This is a genomic window from Aquipluma nitroreducens (genome assembly GCF_009689585.1).
GTDB classification, from domain to species: Bacteria; Bacteroidota; Bacteroidia; order Bacteroidales; family Prolixibacteraceae; genus Aquipluma; species Aquipluma nitroreducens.
Window position 1 is genome coordinate 5,479,932 of sequence record NZ_AP018694.1, and the last position, 25,256, is coordinate 5,505,187.

At 38.3% G+C, this 25,256-nt stretch carries 17 protein-coding genes; 5 read left to right on the forward strand and 12 right to left on the reverse strand.

The features are described from left to right. Positions 1 to 46 precede the first annotated feature (46 nt). Both AQPE_RS22880 and AQPE_RS22885 read left to right on the forward strand, forming a co-directional pair. Entirely contained in the window at positions 47 to 280 is a 234-nt protein-coding gene (locus AQPE_RS22880; protein WP_318348781.1) for a hypothetical protein, read from the forward strand. A 411-nt stretch (positions 281 to 691) separates the two neighbouring features. Next, on the forward strand, positions 692 to 865 hold the full coding sequence (locus AQPE_RS22885; RefSeq protein WP_318348782.1) for a hypothetical protein: 174 nt from the start codon (positions 692 to 694) through the stop codon (positions 863 to 865). On the opposite strand, the gene AQPE_RS22890 is transcribed toward AQPE_RS22885, so the two are convergent. The 5 genes from AQPE_RS22890 to AQPE_RS22910 all read right to left on the reverse strand — a co-directional run bounded on the left by AQPE_RS22890 (position 854) and on the right by AQPE_RS22910 (position 7,132). Continuing rightward, the gene (locus tag AQPE_RS22890; protein WP_318348783.1) at positions 854 to 1,063 is read right to left on the reverse strand and encodes a hypothetical protein; all 210 of its coding nucleotides are present in this window, start codon (positions 1,061 to 1,063) and stop codon (positions 854 to 856) included. The genes AQPE_RS22885 and AQPE_RS22890 overlap by 12 nt on opposite strands. Before the next feature lie 369 nt (positions 1,064 to 1,432). Continuing rightward, the gene (locus tag AQPE_RS22895) at positions 1,433 to 1,882 is read right to left on the reverse strand and encodes a hypothetical protein (protein WP_318348799.1); all 450 of its coding nucleotides are present in this window, start codon (positions 1,880 to 1,882) and stop codon (positions 1,433 to 1,435) included. A gap of 36 nt (positions 1,883 to 1,918) precedes the next feature. Beyond that, complete coding sequence (locus AQPE_RS22900; RefSeq protein WP_318348800.1) at positions 1,919 to 2,509, reverse strand: DUF6680 family protein; 591 nt, start codon at positions 2,507 to 2,509, stop codon at positions 1,919 to 1,921. Between the two features lie 2,203 nt (positions 2,510 to 4,712). Beyond that, complete coding sequence (locus AQPE_RS22905; protein WP_318348801.1) at positions 4,713 to 6,449, reverse strand: tyrosine-type recombinase/integrase; 1,737 nt, start codon at positions 6,447 to 6,449, stop codon at positions 4,713 to 4,715. Between the two features lie 311 nt (positions 6,450 to 6,760). Then, complete coding sequence (locus AQPE_RS22910) at positions 6,761 to 7,132, reverse strand: hypothetical protein (protein WP_318348802.1); 372 nt, start codon at positions 7,130 to 7,132, stop codon at positions 6,761 to 6,763. A 144-nt stretch (positions 7,133 to 7,276) separates the two neighbouring features. Between AQPE_RS22910 and AQPE_RS22915 the strand changes: the two genes are divergently transcribed. Further along, entirely contained in the window at positions 7,277 to 9,412 is a 2,136-nt protein-coding gene (locus tag AQPE_RS22915) for a Tex family protein (RefSeq protein ID WP_318348803.1), read from the forward strand. Here AQPE_RS22915 and AQPE_RS22920 read toward each other — a convergent pair. Beyond that, entirely contained in the window at positions 9,409 to 9,603 is a 195-nt protein-coding gene (locus AQPE_RS22920; protein ID WP_318348804.1) for a PspC domain-containing protein, read from the reverse strand. The two genes, AQPE_RS22915 and AQPE_RS22920, sit on opposite strands and share 4 nt — an antisense overlap. A 1-nt stretch (position 9,604) precedes the next feature. After that, positions 9,605 to 9,859 carry a hypothetical protein gene (locus AQPE_RS22925; RefSeq protein WP_318348805.1) on the reverse strand — a complete coding sequence of 85 codons (255 nt, stop codon included), beginning with the start codon at positions 9,857 to 9,859 and terminating at the stop codon, positions 9,605 to 9,607. 207 nt (positions 9,860 to 10,066) lie between these two features. Here AQPE_RS22925 and AQPE_RS22930 point away from each other — a divergent pair, with 207 nt between their 5' ends. Both AQPE_RS22930 and AQPE_RS22935 read left to right on the forward strand, forming a co-directional pair. Then, positions 10,067 to 11,746 (forward strand): alanine/glycine:cation symporter family protein, encoded by a 1,680-nt coding sequence (locus AQPE_RS22930; protein WP_318348806.1) that lies wholly within the window; start codon positions 10,067 to 10,069, stop codon positions 11,744 to 11,746. 364 nt (positions 11,747 to 12,110) lie between these two features. After that, entirely contained in the window at positions 12,111 to 13,610 is a 1,500-nt protein-coding gene (locus tag AQPE_RS22935) for an IS1634 family transposase (protein WP_318347493.1), read from the forward strand. A gap of 38 nt (positions 13,611 to 13,648) precedes the next feature. Here the strand turns inward: AQPE_RS22935 and AQPE_RS22940 are convergent, their stop codons facing one another. From AQPE_RS22940 to AQPE_RS22960, 5 genes are all read right to left on the reverse strand, one after another. Further along, entirely contained in the window at positions 13,649 to 14,764 is a 1,116-nt protein-coding gene (locus tag AQPE_RS22940; RefSeq protein WP_318348807.1) for a hypothetical protein, read from the reverse strand. Positions 14,765 to 14,832: 68 nt separating this feature from the next. Then, positions 14,833 to 15,963, reverse strand: a complete 1,131-nt coding sequence (locus AQPE_RS22945; protein ID WP_318348808.1) for an eCIS core domain-containing protein — start codon at positions 15,961 to 15,963, stop codon at positions 14,833 to 14,835. 64 nt (positions 15,964 to 16,027) lie between these two features. After that, entirely contained in the window at positions 16,028 to 18,334 is a 2,307-nt protein-coding gene (locus tag AQPE_RS22950) for a glycosyl hydrolase family 18 protein (protein WP_318348809.1), read from the reverse strand. 19 nt (positions 18,335 to 18,353) lie between these two features. Continuing rightward, positions 18,354 to 22,316, reverse strand: a complete 3,963-nt coding sequence (locus AQPE_RS22955; RefSeq protein ID WP_318348810.1) for a contractile injection system tape measure protein — start codon at positions 22,314 to 22,316, stop codon at positions 18,354 to 18,356. A gap of 4 nt (positions 22,317 to 22,320) precedes the next feature. After that, a complete protein-coding gene (locus AQPE_RS22960; protein WP_318348811.1) occupies positions 22,321 to 25,245 on the reverse strand; it encodes a hypothetical protein in 2,925 nt (974 codons plus the stop codon). Positions 25,246 to 25,256 lie beyond the last annotated feature (11 nt).

Genomic DNA, 25,256 nt, shown 5'->3' on the forward strand with positions numbered 1-25,256 from the left:
TTTATTAGGTCAATTATCAACATTGTAATTTTCATTTAAAGGTAAAATGGCTACAATAAAGTTAAGCATTCCTTTTTCCGAACTAGATGGGTTATCACTAAAAGAGCAATACGATAAATTTGCCGAACTGCTATATGCAATGGTTGTGGATGACACAGAAGAGGGTTGGGAGGAAAGCTATAATTACATCACTGTTCACAGTGGTTATTCCGCAAAGCGTCCAGATAATTTTGAAGAACATGGTTTTCAAGGACTTCAAAAGAAACAGGAAAGTCAATAAGGTTAAAGTATTCAGTTAATCTTTGTTGTTCTAATGCCGATTTAATTAGGCAGTCGTATGAGTCTTTTATTGCTCCTATTAAATACTCATCTTCTATTTCCGCAATTGGCTTGTTTGCTTTAATTATATAATGCAATCTTATTTTGAACATAGGTAATTTCATGTATGTTAAAGCAAAAGACCAATGAAACTTAATATTTGTGATATTGCTTGACAAATGGCTTATATTTTGGTCGTCTATTATCATGTTAAAATTGGGAGGAGTATCACCTATTATCGTACCTAGTGAGTTGGTATTGTCGAATACTCCATGTCCATTGGCTATTAGTTCTAAACGTGTCATAGTTTTATAGGATTAATTATGAATTTTATCTTAAAGGCAGAATATATTAAAAATTAAAAACGAACAATATGTCTGAAGATTTATTACAAGACCACGCTTATAGAAATGCAAGCGAAGAAGAAAAAGAAATTGGGTTAAAAGTTGAAAAGTTATTAATTGGCTTATCAGTAAGTTCAGCCCAAGATCTTTTAAAATGTGTTAGCTATGCAATAGCCGATAAAAGCAAAGTATTAGCGATTTAGCTTTCTCACGTTTCGGTTTAGTTCTTCTATGGCGATCTGAACGTTTCCAATAGATGATTCTACTGAACTGATTTCGCCAGAAATATCACTTAAATCGTGTCCGTGACTACCATCGTAACGTGCTCCCTTTAAACTCTCTACACTATCTCTGATTTCGTTGATAGCGTTTAGTAAAATATCAAATTGATCTTCTGTCATTGGTTTGATTTTTATGTAATGATTAATGTATCAACTGCGCCATAAGCTGACGCATAACGTAGGAAGCTACACGCAGAGACGGATTACGTGCAATGTCGTCTCAGGTTTGCGGAGCTGCACGAGCGAAACAACTAATTTCGAAAACCGATGCTACCGGATTTGCGTTGTAGCTGAAGTTAGCGGTTAGGTGTTTGTTTTTCAACAGTTTATATTAAATTTCTAATTTTACGGAAAATATGTATATATATATTAAGGATGATGGGTTGGACAAATTAAGTTCTGACGATAGAATTGTTGTATTAATGGATATGTTTTTTGATTTTATATTTCACAATGACGTAACCATAGAAGAGAATCCAGAAAACACGATTAGGCATATGTTAATGTCTGTAAAAGTGAAAGATATTCTTCCTTTATTGGACTATCACGATGGCTTAGAGCAATTGCTTCGAGAACAATTCGACGAGGCTCGTCAAATGGAACTTCGTTAATTGTTTCTGTGATTAGTTCGTCTAAAAGTTCCTTTAGTATTTTTCTAAAATATTTCTCATCGTTTTGGGTGTCTACGGACTTATCTACTATTCGATATATGCACTTGTTTTCTGCTTGGATTATAGTACCAACATTATAACCGACAGAAATATTCCATTTTAGTTTAATTTTATTATTAAAGTCTTTTTCTTCATCGAACGTTGGTCTTCCGCAAGATAGATTTGTTTCGATTTTAATATTGCTTTCGTTCAATTCATTTAGTGCTATGTTTTTTCCAAAAGCGTGTGAGCAACCGAAATGAGACGTGCCAATTTTATTTAATACCATGATTTTAAGTTTTAAAGGTTAGTGTTTGTGATTTTGTCAATATTTTTCACAAGAAACATTTTTAAGGGCTTTTAATATATCAGATGTAAATGGTTCAGAGTTTTCAATTAGATAGTCAAGGCGTTGAATGTATTTTTCCTTATCAATTGACGAGGAAAAGCCGTCTGACATCAAATTGTTCCTTAGATACTCGTTTTGAATCATATCCTTCATTGCCCTTTCGGATAAAAACAAATGAGGGACGTACACCCTATCTATATCCGTTTGCTTTAAGTTCTTATAACCAAGACTCAATGCTATTACAGACATCATATCTAGCAAGAATGAATTTGCGTTCTCAAAATGTTGTGATTTCGGATTTAAACTATCGAAATAATTGCGCCACGCATCCCGTACCTTCTGATTATCTTGAAAAACTACATCAATCTGATTTAAGGCGATAACCCACTCTCTATGTTCTGTTGATGTTTTTCTATAAGCCATTAGTCTTAAGAATAGGTCAAGTCTAGCATTTCTTCTTATTTGTCTATTTTGATACCGAATGCTACCAATCCACAGTCCAACAGGAACGATTATAACAGTAATAATGTATCCATAGTCTTTGAAAAACTGAGAGATTTCCATCATTTATTGTTTTTGTTGATAATAGGAATAAAAAACAATCTAAATACAATAAATCGTATATATTTTATAAGACTAAACATCCCCAATACACCTATGATTATACCGAGTATTTTTATTGTAGTCACATAATAAAGTCCATGAAAAACCATTGATGTCAGGTAATTATCAATCAAATTTGGAAAGAATACTAACGGAATAAACAATAAGATGAAGATCATTTCAATAGCCATCAATATATCGGTAAATTTTTCATATTGCGGGGTGTGTAAATAAATATTCCCCTGTTGTAATTTTTCTGCATTGTATCTTTTGTCCGCAAAGAATAAAACAAAATATATTAACGAAATAAGGATCATGAAAATTAAAAATACTATGCTTTGATTCTTTTCACGGAATACTTGTACAGTAAAGATTGTAGAGCTAATTAAGAAAAAACAATACAGTGTCTTTTCTAAGTACATTCCTATTTTAGTCATTTTTTCTGACTTGAAGATTCGAAACAATCCCATTAAAATAAATGCAATTATAACCCAACCATATTCGAATAGAATCATTATTGCACAAAACACAAGTGAAAAATTCAAATAGTCCATAAAATAAATATTAGTGTCAAATTATATCAATATCTTAAAGGCAATGAGTCAAACTAAGTTTAAGTATCCACGGAGCGTCTACACTTACCGCTAACGTAGGAAGCTACACGCAGGACGGGAGTTAACCGATGAATTTCCTACGAAGAACTGCCTTTTAAAATCCCAATTCCCAGTCAACGAAGCAGCGAGACCCGGCTTGCGGGTAGCTGATGTTATTGGCCGTATTTGGGTCACTGAAATTACGACTATTATTTTTGTTTATTATAATATTCTCAAAAGATTCATTGAGATTCAACGAATTTTTGAAGTGTCTCAAAACTCTGTCAACAAAATTTCAACGGTTTCCCAAAATAAAGTCCGAAACTTCGGTTCGCGAATTCAATTCCTGTTTTGTCTGTCTCTCAATGAAAACGAGAAGAAGTCCAACCGAAAAACCTAAAAAATCGTTTAAAAAATTCTCAAAGAATTACGCTTTCTCAAAGCATGACTTTCTCAAAATGCAGGAATTTCTCAACTCCCGAAAACTTAAAAACCATTTTTAAAAATCTCTCAAAAGTTTCCGCTCGCTCAACCCAAAAATCTCTCAACGAGCAATAATTTCTCAACTAAAATTCTGTCAAATTCCGAAAATTTCTCAGGCTCCAGGATTCACCATTTATGAAGAAAATTCAAAACCGAGTACATTTCATGTGGCGAAAAAATATGGCCTATAACGTAGGAAGCTACACGCAGGGGCGGACTGCGGGCGATTTCCTGTCAAGCCGAAAGACGGCACGAGCGGAAAGATGCACACCGAAAACCACCGCTGCCGAACTTGCCGGGTAGCTGATGTTGCCGGTAGTATTTCATTTTGTTAGTTTCATTATGTCCATAATTATCAATAGTATTCCCATCAAAATCATGACTATCGCAATCCATTTGATGTATGGTTTATTTATACGTTTTAATTGTGTCAAGAGGAAAATTCCACCACCAATAAATACCAAGTTACCTAAAAATGAGCCAATAGTCTGATACATATAAGTTTATTTTACGTTTATTATCAATTTTTAGTAAAAACTCTAACTTAGAAATACATATTCAAGTGTAATCTGTGTCAATTTGAAAATGATCGAATTGAATAATCTTGTCGCTAAATAACAGCGATTATCTGTCAAACCGAGAAACTCTATTAAACCACCGGAATTCACAAATTGAAAAAATTGACTCTTTAATTTGTGTTAGGGGGCGGACCGCCACCCCAAAATCCAATTCCACTTTCGTAGAAATGTCCCTTATCTTTTGTTTTTTTATTACTCGCTGTTCCAGGTGTTGGTTGCATAATTGTCTTAAGTATCATTATCCAAAGGAATGGAACTAACCAAATCAAAATATTATGAATAAGTTTCTGTCTTTTATTAAAAAACGACTCAGTCTTATTAAATTTTATTGCATACCTCATTGTCCAAATGAAGTAAATTGTCAACAGCCCAAAAAGTAAATAATATTTCATTTGTCGTTTCTCAAATTGTCTGTCGTATTTGTCATAGCAGCACCAATAATATTACCGGCAACTAGTATATACCACCAAATATATGGTACTTTTTTCGATTAATCTTTGTATTTACCATATTTTATTTTAACTTTTTCTGATCGCCCGGCATGTTTACCATCCTGTCTAACGGACTGATAATGTTTTTAGCAGCCTTGGGAGTAATGTGCGTATAAATCATCGTTGTGTTAACATTCGCATGCCCCAGCAATTGCTGTATGTATCGTATATCAGTTCCACTTTCGAGCAAATGAGTGGCAAAGCTGTGCCTCAGGGTGTGTACCGTCGCTTTCTTTTCGAGCCCGGCTTTCGCAACAGCTTGCTGCATCACCACCTGAACAGTCCTCGTACTAATGGCCTCGCCTTTGTATTGTCCGGCGAAAACCCATTCATCGCTGGGGTAAATAGAGCGGTAATTCTGTAAAATCGACACAATCGAAACAGGTAGCATCACAATACGATCTTTATTCCCTTTGCCCTGATTGATGTGAATTTTGTGCTCGTCAAATAAGATGTCCTGCCATTTCAGCGTCGAAATTTCACTTCTCCGCAAACCCGCGCCATAGCCCAGCAACAGTAATAATTTATGCTTTGGATTATCGACAGAACCAAATATCCGGAAACATTCTTCCATGGTAAGCACAGCAGGCAGATGGAGTTCCCTGCGTGGTCGGGGCAACTTGATTTCGAAACTGTCCTTTTTCAATATCGTCCTGAAATAATACAGCAGCGCATTAACAACCATACTTAAACTTGATGGCGAAAGTCCTTTTTCGGTCATCCACGACAGGTATTTTACAACCTGCATTTCAGTCAATGTATCCGGATTTTGATAGTGATGTACCCGCATAAAAACATTAAACCACTTCGTATAGCTACTGATGGTGTTGGGGCTGTAATTCTGTGCCATCAGGTAATCGAGCATAGCCAGCGTGTAAATCCGGGCATGGGGAGGAACCTGCTCAAGCATCTTTTCCTTTAAATCCTTAAATTGAGAGGCCTTTTTATTGATCCGTTTATTTCTGCTCAGATACCGATCAGGAAGATTGTTGCGAATGGGGATATTTAATTCTACTGACAATTGTTGCAAATTTTCGAGTACGACAGGAGTAGCATTCAGCAAATAAACTTTTTGTGCCCGACTGTATCGGCTTCCTTCCCAGCGTTTCACCCGCTCAATCAGATAGGGTACAGGCGGACACGACAAAATCATCCACTTCTTGTCGGGTACGTAAACATTCAACTCCATAAAGGTATTCGGATCCGAGACAACAGTTTCCAGGTTGAAATATTCTGCCGGAAAAATTTCGCCGATTCCCAGCAAAGCTTCAACCTTAATTTTTACATTAACATGCCTCAGTACAAAAAAGGCTTTTTGCTGTTTGTTCCAGAAAACGCCTTTGATGTCCATCAATTTGGGCGTCAGTTTTGCCTGAAACGGAACTTTTAAAACCCAGTATTTGCCTGTACTTCCTGTGAAAACAACTTTGCTGGCGATTTCAGGAGCTAACTCCTTATGTTCGTCCTGAATATCAGGCCGAAATTCGCTGATTGACTCAGCTATGTGAACATTGTCTTGCCGTATGACAGCAGGTTCAGGTTGCCGCTCAATGTTTTCATCCCTAACGATTTCAACATCATCAAAGTTACGAAGTATCAGGTTATAATTTTCTTTGTTATACAGCACATACCAACATTTGTATGTCTGGCTCCAAAGGGCGCCAATACGTCTGGCCTTAGTCTTTAAATTCTCATCAAACCCAATGAAGATACCTATCTGGAAATTTCCCCGATGATGGATTTTCCGAAGTTGTATCATTTTGTTAGCTTCTTGGTGATAAACCAGGTGAAAAATTTACCTAGCAATTACATCAAATATACAAAATTGCAATGATAAATTTTAACAGTATCAATCTGTTGTCCAATTTGAAAAGCTGTTTTAATCACCCGGAATCCACTGTTTGATGGCCCGTCAAACTGTGGATATTCAACCGAAATGAGCTAAGCTGACTTTTAAATTCTTTTTATCGATCTGGAAATCAACAAAACAAGTTATAACACAAAAGTAATTCGAATTTTGGGCCAGGCTTAATGTGCTATTAACCAAAAGCAAAGAGGTGGATATTTACATTATTTTTTCACCGCGATCATTGTCTTGGGGCCTTCCGGGCTGTCAACTTTTCCGGTAAGTTTATTTTTATCACGCGTAAGTTCAACGTTGATGGAGTTTCCTTCAACCGAAGTCGTGAACGTGATTTTATCGTCTGCAATTTTTAGGTCGCTTACTGCTAATTCACCAGCTTCAAGTTTCACAACACAAATGGTTTCTCCGTCCTTTTCAGTAAAGATTAAACTGCCTTTTTCGTACCCGTAGGGAGCATCGCTAACTTCATAAATCCATTCTCCAAGTAATGATTTATTCTTTACTTCGGCCTGAAGCTGATTGCCTGAAAACATAATAATTGCTGATAGGATTAAAAACGAGCGCATTAAGTTTTTCATAATTTTACTATTTTTTGGTTATGCCCTAAAAATAGAGAAAAGAATGAATTTAAACTACAAAAATGATCAGCTTAAAACCTGAATCCCGATTTAAATTTACCTCGAAAAAAAGCTACCTTCGGGCTTCAATTTTACAGACTCAAAATGGATCAAAAAATCATACAGCTCATCGCTCAACAGGTTGGAATACAATTTATTCAAGTAGCAAATACTATTCAGCTGCTTGATGAAGGCGGAACGGTGCCGTTTATTTCAAGGTACCGGAAAGAACGCACCGGAAGTCTCGACGAAGTTCAGATTGAAGCGGTAAAAGATGCCAAAGAAAAGATGCAAGAACTGCTGAAACGCAAAGAAACCATCCTGAAAACCATTCAGGAACAGGAATTGTTGACGCCCGAATTGCAGAAGCGAATTGAAGCCTGTTTTGATCCGACCGAACTGGAAGACATTTATCTGCCCTACAAACCCAAACGCCGCACCCGTGCCATGATTGCCCGCGAAAAAGGGCTCGAACCACTGGCTGTAATCATCCAAAAACAATACGAATCAAATCTGGAATATAAAGCCCAATCGTTTGTCAACGAAAAGGTAGAATCGGTAGAAGAAGCTTTGGCCGGAGCGCGCGATATTATTGCCGAATGGATTAATGAAAATGAACGGGCCCGTGGAATTGTCAGACGAGCATTTGAACACGGAGCTTTTATAATCAGCAAGGTCGTAAAGGGCAAAGAGGAAGAAGGCGCCAAATACAACGATTATTTCGACTGGAACGAACCGTTGAAGAAATGTCCGTCGCATCGGTTAATGGCTATGCGTCGTGGCGAAAATGAAGGTTTTTTGCGTGTTTCGGTTACTCCTGAAAGTGAAGAACCCATTCACCGCCTGAAACGCTTTTTCATTCACAGCAACAATGCCTGTACCGACCAAATGGAACTTGCAATTACTGATGCTTACAAACGGTTATTGGAACCATCCATCGAAACCGAATTTGCTAATTTGTCGAAAGAGAAAGCTGATGACGAGGCGATTCGCGTGTTTACCGAAAATCTGCGTCAACTTTTATTGGCTGCCCCGCTAGGTCAAAAACGGGTTCTTGCACTCGATCCCGGATTTCGGACCGGTTGTAAATTGGTTTGTCTCGATGCTCAGGGAAATTTGCTTCACAACGAAACCATTTATCCGCATCAATCTCAGGAAGAAGTTAAACAAGCCGCCAGTAAAATTTTGTCGCTGGTTAGTTTGTACCAAATTGAAGCCATTGCCATTGGCAACGGAACCGCAAGCCGCGAAACAGAAGCATTTATTAAGAAACTGCAATACGATCGTGAATTGAAGATTTTTGTAGTTTCTGAAGATGGCGCTTCCATTTACTCTGCTTCGAAAATTGCACGCGATGAGTTTCCGCAACACGATGTGACCGTTCGGGGTGCAATTTCAATCGGTCGGCGACTGCTCGATCCGTTGGCCGAGTTGGTAAAAATTGATCCCAAATCGATAGGAGTAGGGCAGTACCAGCACGATGTTGACCAAAAGAAACTAAAAAATAGCCTGGATAAGGTAGTTGAGTCGAGTGTGAATATGGTTGGAGTGAATGTTAATACGGCTTCACAGCATTTGCTGACTTATATTTCGGGATTAGGACCGCAACTGGCGCAAAACATTGTCGATTACCGAAAAGAAAATGGTCCGTTCAATTCCAGAACTGAAATCCAAAAAGTGGCTCGCATGGGCGCCAAAGCTTTTGAGCAGGCTGCCGGATTTTTACGTATTCCAGATGCCAAAAATCCATTGGATAATTCTGCCGTTCATCCCGAATCCTATTTTGTGGTTCAAAAGATTGCCAAAGATTTAAAATGCAGCATTCAGGAATTAATTTCAAGCGAAGAGCTTCGGAAACAGATTATTTGGGCGAACTACGTAACTGACAAAATTGGATTGCCAACACTAGAAGACATTAAAAAGGAATTGGCTAAACCAGGTCGCGACCCACGAAGTGAAATCAAGGTTTTTGAATTTGCACCGAACATTTATAAAGTTGAAGATTTGCAGGTGGGAATGGTATTGCCAGGCATTGTAACCAACATCACCAAATTCGGGGCATTTGTTGATGTTGGTGTGAAACAGGACGGATTGGTACACGTATCGCAAATGGCCAACCGGTTTATCAGCGACCCATCCGAAATTGTGAAACTGCACGAACACGTGCATGTCAAAGTAATTGAACTCGATTTGCAACGCAAACGAATTCAACTAAGTTTGAAACAAGTACAGCAAAACTAAAACGATTTTTCTTCAGGAACAATAATCCACATAATCAGGTAAGCTAATAAGGAGGCGCCACCTAAAAATGCTATAACTACAAATAGAACCCTCATGATTGTAGGATCAATGTCAAAATAGTCTGCAAGGCCGGCACAAACGCCGCCAATCTTTTTTTCTTTCGATCTGTAAAGTCGTTTTGGTGATGTCATGTTAGTCGTCCTCCCCGTCTTCAAAATAATTATCCTGATTTTCTAACTCAGCTTCAAGGAACTCTTCAGCTTCTTCAAGCAATTGAGTAATAAGATCTTTGTCTTTGGGTTTTTCGTCGATCCAGTAAATCGTCTGATTTGCAGAGAAATCTTCGATGTCGCTTCCAACAATAAAACGTGGATTCTCGTTGTGAACAACATAAAGCATATCAGGCATTTCCTGTGAATTGTCGGCAAGCAAAAATTTTGGTAGCATAATTTTCTGTTTGGTGAATTGTTTAAACAAATTTAGATAAAAATAGGAATTTTACGCATGATTCCGAACCTATTTTATGGCTTTAACAATCAATAACTTTTTGTACAAATGCAAAGTCATTTTTCAAATTAGTTTATGAAGATAATATTTCAGGTTTAAAAGTTATTGTTATTTTTATCACCCATTGATCATTTATAAAGCAGAAATATGCAGCAATTGAACGATTTTTTAACCTTAATTGATAATTATGTTGGTAGTTCTCAATGGTTTGTTTATTTCCTGCTTGGGACAGGCTTGTTTTTTACCATTTACCTGAAATTTCCACAATTCAGGTATTTAAAGTATTCCTTCCGCATCGTCAGGGGAAAATTTGATCGTGAAAGTGATGTAGGCGATACATCACACTTTCAGGCATTGGCCACCGCTTTGTCAGGAACTGTAGGTACTGGAAACATTGCCGGCGTGGCGCTGGCAATCCATTTAGGAGGACCAGCAGCTTTGTTCTGGATGCTGATGACTGCCGTAATCGGTATGACTACCAAGTTTGTTGAAGTTACCCTTTCGCATAAATACCGCGAAATAGCCGAAGATGGCAGTGTTTCAGGCGGACCCATGTATTACATGAAGAACCGTCTGAACATGAAATGGCTGGCTGTAATTTTTGCCATTGCCACTATACTTTCCTCGTTTGGAACTGGTAGCCTTCCTCAAATTAATAGCATTGCCAGCTCGGCTTTCAGCACTTTTGGAATAGCTCCAATTGTTACAGGTGCTGTATTATCTGTTATTCTGGCTTTTGTAATTATTGGAGGAATTAAACGAATTGCAAAAATTACAGAAAAGCTCGTTCCCATAATGGCTATCATCTATTTCATTGGAGCGATAGGAGTTATTGGATACAATTATCAGAATATCATCCCTTCATTAACATCGATCATCAGTGATGTCTTTACTGGTACTGCTGCTGTTGGCGGATTTCTTGGAGCTGGATTTTCGTTTGCCTTTAACCGGGGAGTAAACCGCGGATTATTTTCGAATGAGGCAGGGCAGGGGTCTGCACCTATTGCACATGCTGCTGCCAGAGCCCACGAACCCGTTTCAGAAGGTTTGGTTGCCTTGCTCGAACCATTCATTGATACCATCATTATTTGTATGCTCACCGGAATGGTTATTTTATCATCGGGTGCCTGGACAAAAAAGATTGATAATCAGTTTCAATATTCTGACATGAGTATTTTGAACGGGGTTTATACCGATCAAAATCAGGAAGGGAAAGATTTATTGTATAATTACATTGCCGGGAAACAAGAACTGGATATGTTTACCGGTAATTTGCTGGTTACTGATGGTCGTATTACGAACGAAGTCACAGTAGTTAATTCCAGATCATTGGCTGAAGATGTTGTCGTTCTGAAAAACGGGAAGAACCTGACTGGCGAAATTCCGGTGCAAAACGGAAGAATTACAAATACTGAAAATCTACTATTTAAAGGTAAATCACTAATTCACAGTGCAGCCTTAACAACTGAAGCTTTTACTGAAAGCTGGTTTGGCGATTATGGCCGGTACATTGTTTCGATTGGGATTTTGTTATTCGCCTTTTCAACAGCCATTTCCTGGTCGTATTATGGCGGACGCGCCACAATTTTCTTGTTTGGAGTAAAGGGCGATATATACTTCCGGATTGTTTATGTGATTGGATTCTTTCTTGCTTCGTTTACGGATACAACTATTATTTGGACTTTTTCAGGAATCACAATTGCCTTGATGACACTTCCGAATTTATTCGGGATACTGATGCTACATAAAGAAATGAAATCAGAAGTTGGTCTCTTCTGGAAAGAATGGTCAGATCGGTTCCCCGGGGAAAAGACCCCAAACTACTAGTTTCATGTCAACTTGATATTGCCCGGCAAGTCACCCTAAACTTGTTTCAGCCTCTTTGTGGGGATTGGGAAACTGCATCTAAAATGTGATTTTGTTTTTCAAAAACTTACATAAGAAATAAAATTGCGGCATCCCTCGTTCATTCGTTTCCGAATCAATGTCAAAAAAAACAGAAGAACAGGTAATCATCAGTGTGAATCATTACTAAATAGAATTGACTAATGTGGTTTCTGTTTTGATTCATATGTCCTGACTTGTGACACTTTTGATTTTTCCACAGAGATCAATTTTTAAATTCCACATTATTAACAATTTAGCAATTAATATTTATTGATTTCACCGCACTAACGCCTAATTTTGCGGTATGTATTCAGTACGAAAAGTCAAAACTAAGTCGGGATCTGTTGCGGTTCAGGTTGTCAGGTATGTTGGTCACAGATCGATTGTAGGCAAACATATTGGTAGCGCCAAAGACCAGATAGAAGAGGCTGTTTTGAGGCAAAGGGCATTGGAATGGATCGATGAACAAACCGCCCAGTTATCGTTGTTCCCTGCCCAAAAACAAAAACTTTTAGTTGTAGACAGGGGCGAATGCATTGGGGTGACGCACCACTTTGCTTTTCGGTTCTTCATGGGCTGTTTCGATGAATGCGGTTTATCCCATCTTCCCCGCCTGTTGCTTGATCTGGCCATTATGCGCCTTATCGAGCCTGCTTCAAAACTCCGCTCTGTTGAACTGCTGGGATATTACTTCGGCATTAAATATTCTCAACGGATTTACCGCAATATTCCAAAGTTGTCAGCATACAAGGCAGATATTGAGCAATGTGCTTACAGGGTGGCACAACAGAAGTTCAATGAACCTTTCTATTTTGTGCTGTACGATGTTACCACATTGTATTTCGAGTCGTTTAAGGCCGATGAGTTTAAAATACAAGGGTTCTCAAAGGACAACAAGTCACAGCAACCCCAAATTGTCATCGGGCTGCTGGTAACACAAACAGGGTTTCCACTGTCGTATCAGGTTTTTGCAGGCAACACATTCGAAGGAAAGACAATGCTCCCGGTTGTGGAAACGTTTACCTCAGCCCACCCGCAGACACGGCCAATTATTGTAGCCGATGCCGCAATGCTGGATGAAGAAAGGCTTGCCGAACTCAGGGAAAAGAAACTATCGTACATTGTTGGTGCACGGCTGGCCAATGCGGAACTTGGATTGGTAAAACAAATCCATGCAACATTGAACGGGAAACACGGTGCCATAGCCCGCTTTCCATCGCGATACGGTTATTTGGTGTGCGATTTTTCACTCAAACGGTATAAAAAGGAATTGAACGAGCTAAACAAGCTTGTTCAAAAAGCCGAAGAGCTGGTGGCAAAGCAGTCACTGAAAGTGAAGGCTCAATTTGTCAGGAAGGTTACTAAAGAAAAAATAGAACTCAACACGACATTGATAGAAAAAAGGAGGCTGTTGCTTGGAATTAAGGGGTATTGCACCAACTTGCCCGAACAACAACTGTCCAACCAAATGGTCATAGACCGTTACCACCAGCTCTGGCACATTGAACAATCGTTCCGCATGAGTAAGTTTGATTTGCAAACCCGCCCAATATACCATCAAAAACAAGAAGCGATCAAGGCTCACGTACTGATTTGTTTTGTCGCTCTGATAGCAGAAAAATACCTGGAAATAATCACCAAATTATCATTGAGGGAAATCCGGTTCCTTGTCTGGAACATAACAGAAACCCATATTCAAGACCGATTGACCAAACAAACATTTGTCTTCCGATCCCCCACAAAGGAAATCATGAATAGCCAACTTGCAAACCTTATTACCAAATGGAATCTGCTACCGCACTAAATGTCACAAGTCAGGACTAATGTGGTTTCTGTTTTGATTCATATGTATTTCATTGGAAGAAAATCACCTGTATTATCAATATCATTGCTTTGGTATAGACGAGGATTTAACTCGCGGTCTTCAGGAGTGAATTCCAGAATATCGGATGCCGGCATTGATTGAAGTGCCTGCTTTAAAATGTGGTACACAACGTTTACATCAAGACCATTTTGCATCATGTCATAGAGTATGTTCGTAGCAGATGTGGGCATATTGCTGTGTAATGCGTCAGTATCTGCAAAAGCGCGTATAAAATGATCTTTCCATGCCTCGGCATTTTCGCCCGGTTTTAGTGGCTTATTTTTGCCCTTACCGCGTTTTTGAGCACGAGATGGTGGAATCGGTTTTGGTTTTGTACTGCGGATATTGTTTCCGGGAATTGCCTCTGTAGTTCGGTAAGCACGATCAGAAACTCTGCTGTCAGGGTCTTTTTCTTCATTATCAGCTACACTTCTTGGAATAGCTAGTTTTAGCACTTCGGCAGGTTCCGGGTTAGGGTCTTTTCTTCCAAAAGGAGTTCCTCCCTCAAAATGGCGTTTATAATCTTCAGCTAAACCTCGGTTTCGGGTATAGTGTACTTTGCCTTTTGATTGGGCTTCGAATTGAGCATTTCCTTCAGCAGCTCCGGTTCCGCCACGATTGGGATCCAGTCCACTGCTGGCAATGCTTTCTACATTCGAAGATTTGGTGGCATGAAATGCGTATGTTTTCCAGGCAGCGGTAGCGGCGCCACGTAACAAAATTTTGAGTTCAGCACCAGTTATGGCCTTCTTGCCGGCATTAGTTTCGCGTTTTCCCGGGGGCTGCCACTTTGGGTTCGTCAAATCATCAACAACCGCTTTCCCTTCACCATTGAGTTGAACCACTCCAGTGTCTGAAGAACTCTTAAGCTGTATGGGAAGTGTTGATTGGCTGCCACTATATGCACCAAATTCGGAGGATAAATCCTTGTGACTATTTCTATTGACTATTTCAAACAATTTAAGCTGTGCAATAACTTCCGGACGGTTATCCGTAAACTGAAAAGAAGATGTGTTTTCATTCCTGCTTTGGCGAAACTCATTCAGCCGTGTACCGACTTTATTTTCCTGCTTTTTGTCTGAGCGTGTATTCACTTTCTGTATTTTGATTTTTTGATTGGTTAAAACAAACCTTTTAATGCATGACAATAATATATTTTAGCCTAAGTACCGGTTTTGCGAGGTTCCCAGGCAGACTGATTCCCCGGCAACCACGATGCCTGTCCTCCGGTTCCCATCGGTTTCTGACCGAACCAATTTGATGGCCCTTTTTTACCTTCTGATTTAACTTTAGGGCTGGAAGTTGAAGCTTTGGGGCTGAGTTCTGCAATTATTTCTTTTCTTTTCTGAATTTTATCACTTAGCGTGCTAATAGCAAGAATGTGACCGCCATCTTCGTCCTGGTGTAGTTTGCCAGCTCGCTTTCGCAATTTTATTGCACTTTTAAAATGGTCGATCGCTTGCTGATGAACTGAAATTGATTTACTGGAAACAGAACAAGCATCGCCGTTATCTTCTTCATCATGGTATTGCTTGGTCAACGAAGCATTTAAGTCGCTTTTAGTTGGATCAATCAGCACCATTTGAATTTCTGGCGTAAACGAATTGACTGACTCCAGAGCAAGGTTTTCTCCGGATTTCATTTGTTGCGCTTTTGCCCCCATTACATCCGCTTCTTTTTCCAAACCTTCATCGTCATTCACATTTACTTTGCCTTTCATTTGCATGGTAGGTTTTACCCGACCTTGCTTTTGCTGAACCACATGCCAGGCCTCATGAGGCAAATGTTTCTCCTGACCGGGTGCAACATGAATCTCGGTTCCCTGTGCATAGGCATGTGCATTTAACTGAGCTGGCTTATCCGAATTGTAATGCACTTTTACATCATCTATCGAAATTCCTGACTGATTTTCTATTCCTGATTTTAAATTGTCAGGTAATCCCGTTTCATTTTGCTTTTTTTGTACGGTTTCAAATTTTCCCTGCAACAATTCTTCTTCTTCCATCGACTGCTTTTGGATCGTATTGAATTTCCCCTGAAGAAGTTCTTCGTCTTCAGGGCTTTTTTTCTGAATGGTATGATTCGAATAACTGGTTGCTATAGCCTGTAATTGAACGGCATGGCTGTTATGGCTGCCAGTATTGGCCATCACCTGCAAATTTCGCTGCATACCGGTTTCAGCCCTGTTGTCTGTAAACTGAGGATTCGCTTCTGAAACATTTTGTTTTTGAGAATTCGTCAATGCCATCGACCGGCTTTTGTCTCCAGGTGATTTTTCTACTTGTGTACTCATAATTTTCAGTTTTAAGTTTTTCTAGCTATCCCTACATTTTATTGAGAGTTTCAATGGTTTATGCTTAAGGCATGTTTTTTCGGGCATACCTGTTTTTATACAACTTGTGGGCGACAATCCATGCCCCAATTACTCCAGTCAAAAAGATAATTCCAATTATCAAAAAATATTTAGCTCCATGGTTGGCTCCTTCCAAAATGGTCGTTTGTGGAGCAAAAATCAAGTAAAACCCGAAAGCAAAGAATAAAGTGAAGATAAATACACCTCTGGAAACCAGCATAATATTTAGGGTTGTATCGTTGCTGAGCTTATACCTGGCCAAATGTGAAGAAAAGCCCCATGTAAGCAGTAATAGTATGAAGCAAATAATACAGCACCACTTTGAAAAAATGGAATATATTTCCCACCTAACCCATAAGTAATAACAAAGAAGCGAATTATCAAGGGTGTTGACGTTATCCATGTCGTATTCCTGGTAATCTGTCCAAAGCGTTGGTGAGTTTCGATATGTTTTTAAATAACTTGGGCTATAACCGCATTCACAGATCGAATTTTCTGTTTTGGGATCTTTATAATTTAGTTTGCTTTCCATCGCCCACTGAAAGTCTTCAATAAATAAATTCACATAATGGCTCAAAGTCAGCGCTGGCTTAACTACAACATGCTTTTTATCAACATGAATAGTATCAATTCGGATAAGCGTAGCTCCAATTGCATCCCATAACTCCGAATAACCGTCATCCTCTCCAATCCCTTTTATGCATACGCCACCAAGTCCGTTTCCAAGCGCCCAATCGTATTTCTGGTATAAGCTCCTAAAATCTTCATACCATATTTGTTCTTTATCTGCAGGATTCGGCCCCATGATATTTATATAGCTAGCCATCTGGTCCGGATCAAAACCCTGGAATACACTGCTTTTATTGACTGTTTTATTTAGGTAATCTTTGATAATGTCATCGTAAGTAAGTTCTTGTTCAATTGTCGAGTTTGGCGGATTACCTTCGAAATTGTCGACTTGCCACAGAGTCCCCGTGTACGAAACAGTCATAATAAGTTTTGAAACCGGTATTTTCCCGTTGGCATAAAATCCAATGGCCGATTCAATGGAGCTTTTCCCGTATTTATCACTGTTTAAAAGTGGAGATGACGATTGTGCGATTCCACTTTCTGAATCTGTAATTTTATCGGTCATCACGAAATAGTAGTCAACCAATGAATTAAGTTCATGAAAATTGTACCCACTTATCGATTTTAAGCTTACATCGTTGTTCGTTATTGCCGGAATTGTAATGTTAAGCTCAATTGCACTACTCATCATTCTTAAGTTTTCACGCAGTGCTTTTATAAATTGAACAAAAACATCTGGTTCCGAAACATCGTTAAAATAGATGTTTATACCTTTTAGCTTGCTCTTGCTAATTAAGGTATCTAGCTTGATGAGTAGCTCCTTTTGCGCAAGGTTATCACCCAGAAACTTTTTTATATCGGCACCATTCTGGTTATAAACGGTAAGGTGCACATCACACCCTTTACTTTGTGCAAGCTCTATTATTCCTCCTTTTTCCTGAAATTTCAGAATATCATTTGCTTTCCTATTCTCTCCTTTAGTAGACAAGTCATAACCGTATAAATTGATGGATGATAAATAATTGTAATTGTAATTCTTGAATTCATCATTCATTTCGGGACTTTGCCATGCAATAACCTTAATCTTCTGATTTAAACTTCTTTTGAAGAAGTAAATCGTATCTTTTTTGACATAGCTGTTTGTTCCGGCCAAATTAGAGGCCGTTGAATACTGAACTTCTCGTACATCTTTCAGAATATCGCTGTTTTTGGAGATTAGATCCCTCTTTTCCTGACTGTTATTGTTCGATTCCTCCTGAATAACTGCACTCATTTGAGTTCTTAACGAATCAAAACTTGCACCCATTTGTTTTACTAAATCATTGAGAACCGATTGGTTTGCTATTTTATCCAGATCATGAGTTTTAATAATCGATTTAATTGATTCCTTTGTTGATGCGTCTTGGGCAACAAGAGCCTTAAATTCAACCATTATCTGATTCACTGTAGCCGTATCAATGTTCAGTTGCTTATTTAGTCGGTCATTCAGAAATTTGTAGATCCGCTCGGTTTCCGTTGCATCTCTGTTCGCTCTAAACTTAATTGGTTTTACAATTTTCTTTAAAATGCCCTTGTCCGGTTTTTGTGGCGAATCTGGTTCCAAATTAATTTTCGAAGGTGCTATTGTAACCTGAGCACTCGTTTCGGTTTGCACCAAACAAGCAACAAAAATCAAGATTATAAATCCTGGTTTCGGGAACATTTTTCTTATTTGCATCAGGCTTTTCATTAGCGTTTTCATATTAAAATATTAAGAATACTTAGACCCATTCCACGTAAATCGGCATCGTCATCCACGATAGTTTTACCAGCGAAATATTCCAGGGAATCGATTCTAGTAATACATCAACTCCATGTTTTTCAACCACAAGCGTTATTTTATCAGCATCAAATCTCAAAATGCCTTCTCGTTGCACAAAAGTTTCCTGAATACCTTCCGGAGTAGAGTTTCTGACTTTCTCCCAGTTATTAATGAGTCCGTTTTGCAGACTTACGGCGCTTGCCATTTCATCTTCGGTTAATTCAACAATTGGCGAAAGGATCTCCTGAACATCCATTCCAACGAGTAATTTATTCAATACGAACAGGTTCTCAGGGAAATCGATACGATTGGTGGCCAGGTATTGAAGCAGGTAAACCGCCCGGTTTCGGCTTTCATCGCCAACAAAATTGCCACTTTCGACAAATGAAAGAATCTCGAAAAGCCTTGTCAGAAATGGCCAATACAAGATTAATCCGGCATTGTAAATTTGAACTTCAGTTCCTGATTTATCAGCAAATAGTTCGTTGTTTGTATCCATAGTTTCGATTTTTGCTGAAGAGTTATCGGTTTTAGTGTTGATTAGTTGTTTAAGAACTTCAGGGAATACAACATTTTTGTCTGATTTGGACAAAAGCGTAAGTTGGTAAACCTGGCTTAGTGTTTTCTCCCAATTGATTTGAGAAGCATTTGATTTTAAGTGATTTAAAAAGTCATAATGAAACTTGCTTTCAGAAAATTCTGTCGTGGCCGAATTATAATCAATAATAAATTCCAAAACCATTTTTCGCCACTGTGCTGGATTGATATGCCTGAAATAGAAATAGGATGAAAGGTTTAAATAAGCTTTCACCTGTTTTGAGATATCACTATTTTTTAAATTCAAAACAAGTAAAATCTCATCGTTACTCAATGCATAGAGCTTTTTGAGTAAGTCGGACTTTATGTTTTTTGCATTTTGAAGGTCGTTGTTCTGATGGTTTTTCTTCGAACGAACTGTTTGCCAAACCTCTTTTAAATTAAGATGTTTCGACATAATTTGATCGAATTTAACGCTTAAGTATTCCGGAATATTTAGAATTAATTTTTCAAACAATTGATCTTCTTTCTCCGCCTGAAGGAACATTTCTTCAAATTCGCGTGGGTACTGATCACCAGTTGCATTTAAACCTTCAATGATCTCGGTAAATGACAGTTGGTTGGCCCACCAGGGAAGAAATCCGTTGGCTGCATAAAACTTAAGTATAGAAAAATAATGAGATAGTTTTTCGCCTGACAAATCGACTTCAGATCGACCTACTTTCGATGAGTTGCCTTTGCGTGAATAGGATACTCTTTTATCTGGCAGTTGCAATAAATTGTATAATTCGTTGATTTTCTGCAAATCTGAAGCTTTCATTTGGTCGAGCAGGAGGTAATACATTTCTTCCTCGTTCACTGCTTTGAGCTTTTGAAGCAGATGCTTTGCAAACGCTTTTGCAAATTCGAGCGGGTTGAATTCTTTCTCCTCCATTGAATTCAGTGCGGCAAAACTTAATGTTATAGATTTCCAACATTCAGGATTTACTTTCTCTGTTAAATAACCCGGCGAAAAAGCCAGAAGCTCAGCGATGTATACTCCTGCTTTGTCTTGACTTGAAACGATCTTGCGGAGTATATCGGAATCTATTTGAATGGAGGGCAATTCCTGAGATAAAGCATCTTCAGGCATGATGTGCATCAAAGAAGGATCCTGATATTGTTGGAAATCAACAATTCTATTTTTTAAGTCGAATTCGGATAAAAAAGCTTTCTCAACAGAGATCCATTGACTGGGCTCGACATAAAGCTTGAGTAAGGTGTATATCAATCGTAGATGAACTGTATTTTTACGAATCATTTCCATAAACACAGTTGGGTCGATATTGAAATGAAGAATGATCTTTTTTACCAGTTGTTTCGAATCATATTCAGGCAAAGATTCTGTGTTTTCTGATAAGCTGAAGCGATTAACAAGTTGCTTTAAGTCTCGTTCGATCAAGTTCTTTATGTGGTTATCTAAAGTAATTACACCCACTTCTTTCCTGATTTTTGAGGTCCAAATCTGAATGAATTGAACCGGGTTAACTGCAAACTGATCGGCAAGATTTTCAATAACTGATACAACAAAAGCATTTGGTAAAGATCCTCCGTTACTTTCTGCCAAAATCCTGATAAACAAATTGTTCTTTGAGCTTATTTCACTAACTTCTGCCAAAAGTTGATGTCGTTCTTTCGCTATTATTTCAGTAAAGACTCGATATTCCTCTGGGAAAAAGTGAATGAGATAATCCCAAAGATTGACTTCATTTTCCTTGGAGGTCAGGAGAAGTAATCGATCAATCAACTTTTGAGAATTTGCATTTCGATGTATAATTCGCTTCAGAAAATCATCTTTCTGCAAAATGAATTCTTCAAAAATTGTTTTTATATCATTTATGCTTAAATCATAAAATGTCGTGGATAGCTCACCGGAATCCAGAAAATTACTGATGATTTTTCGTTTCGACATTTCGATAAACTCAGCAGTGAGCTTGTTGCTCAGTTGATTATCAGCTTGATAAATCTTTGGATTTTTCTGTCTTTTTGTAAGTAATTGGGATAAGCCTGAAATTTCCTGATCGTTTTGTTCTGCGGCTATCAATGCTCCCAACTTTTTGCTGTCGATGGATTTTTGAGTTTTTGCAAAATCGAGTAATTCCTCGGTGTTTAATTGCCTGTCAGGAAAGGCATACATCAGGAATAAAAGATACTCTTCTTTATTCAATTGACGAATGGCACTTTCGTTCAGATAATTTACTGTTAATAGCACATGCTCAGCGATTATTGTCTTTAGGCTGTTTTGGTGCTCAAATCTTTCAGAAAAAGAAGCGATTAACTTGTATAAGTCTTGTGCATTCGGGTCAAAAATTTGAATCAGCTGAATTAATCCCATTTCGCTTAATCTTTCTATAAATGCGTCTCGGGTCGATTGGTCTCGTATCGACCGAATAATTTCATCCTTCAGCTGATCGCGATTGGCATTTTTGGAATGGAAGCTCCCGGCATTTAACAGTTTCAGAATCTGTTCAATTCCAAAACTTCGCTCCTGATCATTTTCAAGCACTGTAAGTGCTTCGTATATTGTGCCTGTGCTTGTATCATTTTGATTTTCAATTGAATGGATAAGTGCCTGTATTTCATCTGCAGAACCAATGGATAACTCATGAAAAATACTTTTCGAAAATTTTTCCCGATAAAAAATTGGGCTCGTTTCGTTAAGTAGATATTTAAAAATAGAATAGTTAATTGTTTGGGTCAGATTTCCACGTTTGAACGCATCTAATTTTGCATCAGTGCAGGCTTGAACTAAAGCTTTTCGAAAGGCAATAATCCAATTGTAATTATCAGGCGCAACGGCTTCAAGAAGATTATCATAGGTAATCAAGCTTAAACTATTAGCCATTCTTCGTAAAAAACGTTCCTGATTTTTATGCTTTAGCAGAAGGTCAATGAGATCTTTTTTGTTGTTGCGCAGTGCATCTTCGATTAGGTCGTCGATTGTGGTTGACTGAGCAAACCCAAAAAGGAAATAGCCATTTTTTAAAAATGTCTCGATCGATTCCAGAAGATATTCGCCATTTATTTGTGCTTCACCAATGGTGTTGCCAACACCTGATTTTATATTGAATTTGCCATGCAGCGCTTCTTCAAGTGATAACCGGACTCGGCTGGCCAGGTTTGCAGTTATATCCCTTTCATGGATATTGCCAATGTTTATTTCCAGTTTCGATAACTCAATCAACAATCCATCCTGAATTTTCCGGGAAATGGCTTTTTCAAGTTCAGGCAAAATCTGAGCGTTAAAGATAGATTCAATCAAATCATTACACCTCGACGCAGAAGCTGTACTTCCGTATTCGAAATTAAAAATCGCGGTGTGAATTATGTTTTGACTGCCTTTCACATTTTTACTTTTTAAGTTCAGTAATCAATTTATAGACTTTCAGAGCAGCTATTTTTAAATCTGATGATGGAGTCTCCGAATTTTTCAATTTTGATTTTTGCTCTTGCCATGTTTTGTATTTTCTTTCAAATCGGTTTAACCAGAGAGCATCAACCCAATGAATTTCGTTGCCGATATGTGCCGGAAGCCTTTCCTGAATTAAGTCAATCAGATAATCCTGGAATCGTTCGTCCTGAAACCGTGCGGGCCAGTCAGGTAAAATGACGGATATTTTCAGGTCGAAAAAATCTTCATTTACAATGTATCCATTCGAAAGTTTTCGCTGAAATACCAGCCTTCGTTGACCAAAGTGTTTATCCTTGAGAATGGCATGACTTCCCATTAACCGTATCTTTTCAACTTCTTTAAGGATTAGCTGGCCATCGCGAGCAATCGACCAATCAAAAAAACGGCTAATGCGTTTTGCCTGAAGGAGGTGATCTTTGGGATCATGCAATTCGGGATTCGGATTTCGGCTTAAAGGATCGCTGGAGGCAAGAATACGTCCATCCTTTGATTTTATCTCCCATTTATCGGAAGTAGGAGAGTAGTCGGTTTGAACGTTAACCTGTGCGAAAAAATCGATCAGGTTTTTGGTTCTGTCCACTTCCGACTTGCTCCACGATTCGTCTTCGAGGGTACGAAAAATAGGTGTTTCAAATTCGTCCTGAAAACAGAATCCATACTCACTGTCGTGCAAAAGATCAAGCAACAAAATGTGGTCAACAAGATAAAATCCTTCAGATTGTTGATTTTGTTTGATAAAGTAGTTTACAATTTCGAAAATATTTTGAATTGCAATTGCTTCGGTATCGCACTCAAACAAACAGACCCACAAATCGGGTTCTTTTTGAAAGATAACCTGAGTCTTTTGTGAAGTAGAATGATCATGAGAAATCCTGTAATTCCGATAATCAAGAGTCTCTTTGAATAAGGCTTTTATTCCGATTTTACCAAACGATGCCTCCGGAAGATCGGACTTATCCGTTTGACGATCATTTTTATTGATCTCATCAGACGTTAGTTCTCTGAATTTCTCAGCAAATCGTTGTCGGCTTCTTTGTTTCTTCTCGTCAAAATCTCGATGTTGTGACTTTGAAATTAGGAATTTTGAAATTAGAGAACGATCGCCTTGCTCCGAAATACCAGTTTTTGCAGTTATCAATTGCTCGATTCCTGATGCGTTCCTTACAATCCTGGTTTTAGTATTGGGTAACTCCATTTGCTTAAGCGACTCACCTTTTATGCGGTTGTAACTTAGTTCAGTCAGTTTTTGTAAAAATTTTGATTTTTGAAGCAACAATTCCCTGTTGAATTTATTTTCGTCTTTTAACAGGTTTAAACGTAATGCCACTTTCCACGGTGTGTCATTTAAATCTTCGCCAAATCGGGCCAATAAATGGTTGAATATTCGATTTTTCCTGTCGAAGAATGTTCTTTCCTGCTCCAGATAGGTATTCATATTTGGCGAATCTATCCTTATGAGATTCTCAATTTCTGGAACTGAATTCAACGATTGAGAAAAATAAGTTTTCCGTTCTCCATGCTCGAAATCGATATTGAAAAGCTCGTTTAAATTTCCGAGTTGAGCTAAGTGATTGGCTAAGTGTTGCTCAAAAAGCATCAGGTAAGCTTTAAGCTGAAGCGCTTTGGCTTTTCTGTCTTCCGGCTCATGTCTTGACAATCCCTCTTTACCAATTCCGTAGATTAATGGAAAATGATGTTGAATGGAGTAATAATCGGTTGGATTTCGGTAAATGCCAGTCAATGCCTTGTCAAAATTTTCATTTTTTGAGCCTGACATCGGATATTTTCGGTATTTTTTCGACCAGAGTTCAAAAAAAAGCGTGTTTACCTTTTGCTTGTTGAATGAAGGAAGAATTTTATTATTCACAAATATCTTCAGATTCGAATAAATTGCTTCCAGCCGGTCGTCTGGCATTTTGGCCTCCTCATCATTAAGCAAATTGAAAAAGTGACCAGCTTCAACCGTTATGGATTTGGTGTAAGTCCGGCTGCCGCTTTTGATCTGTTCAACATTGCATTTGGAAACACCGTTCACTTTAGAGATAAATCGTTGCAGTTCCTCTACGTCAATCTCTTTTACCCGATCATTCAGATTGTTGCTTTTTATAAATCCGTTTTGCAGGCGTGGTCCCCAAAAAATCTCGGTAATACTGTATCCAGCTTCAACCATCTCGTTAAAACTACTATACAACACTGGTGAATAAATGAACTCAAACAACTTCAGAAAAATATTTGCAATTGTCTTCTCCACATCGACCTGATCAGTAAGATATATGCCCAAATGAATATGAATTGGCTGTGGATTTAACAGACATATTTTTTCGTAAGTTTCTCCAATATTTCGGTTTTGTTTTAGAAAATCTGCAACATGGTTTTCATAAGTTCTCCTCGATTCGGTATCTTTTGTAAGTGATTTATGAAAATTCAGTTTGGGCAAAATCTCTACCGAATACAGGCCATTTACCTGTTCTTCAAAACCAATGCTTTCTTTCTTTGAAATCCAAACATTCTGGATTTCCTCGAACTGATCGAGAATCAGCTTTCGGGTGTCCTTTATGGAGATGGGATGTGAACTTAAAATGGCCGAGGGTGCAAAAAATGCATTCTTCAAGGCATCAATAGCTTTTCCTTCTTCCTGAGTTAACAGGTCTTTAATGGGCAATGATGTCCGGTAACCGAGATCTGTCAGCGCATAGCACAATTGATCCAGTATGGTTACACCCGGATCATGAAGATTGTAGTCGGTCCAAAAATCACCACTAAATTTTTGGATGTACTCCAATCCTTTTTCACGCAGATCGGTAAAATTTAAACTAATATTTTCAATTTTCTCTCCGGAAATACGAACAGATTCTTTCATCATTAATCCTTTAT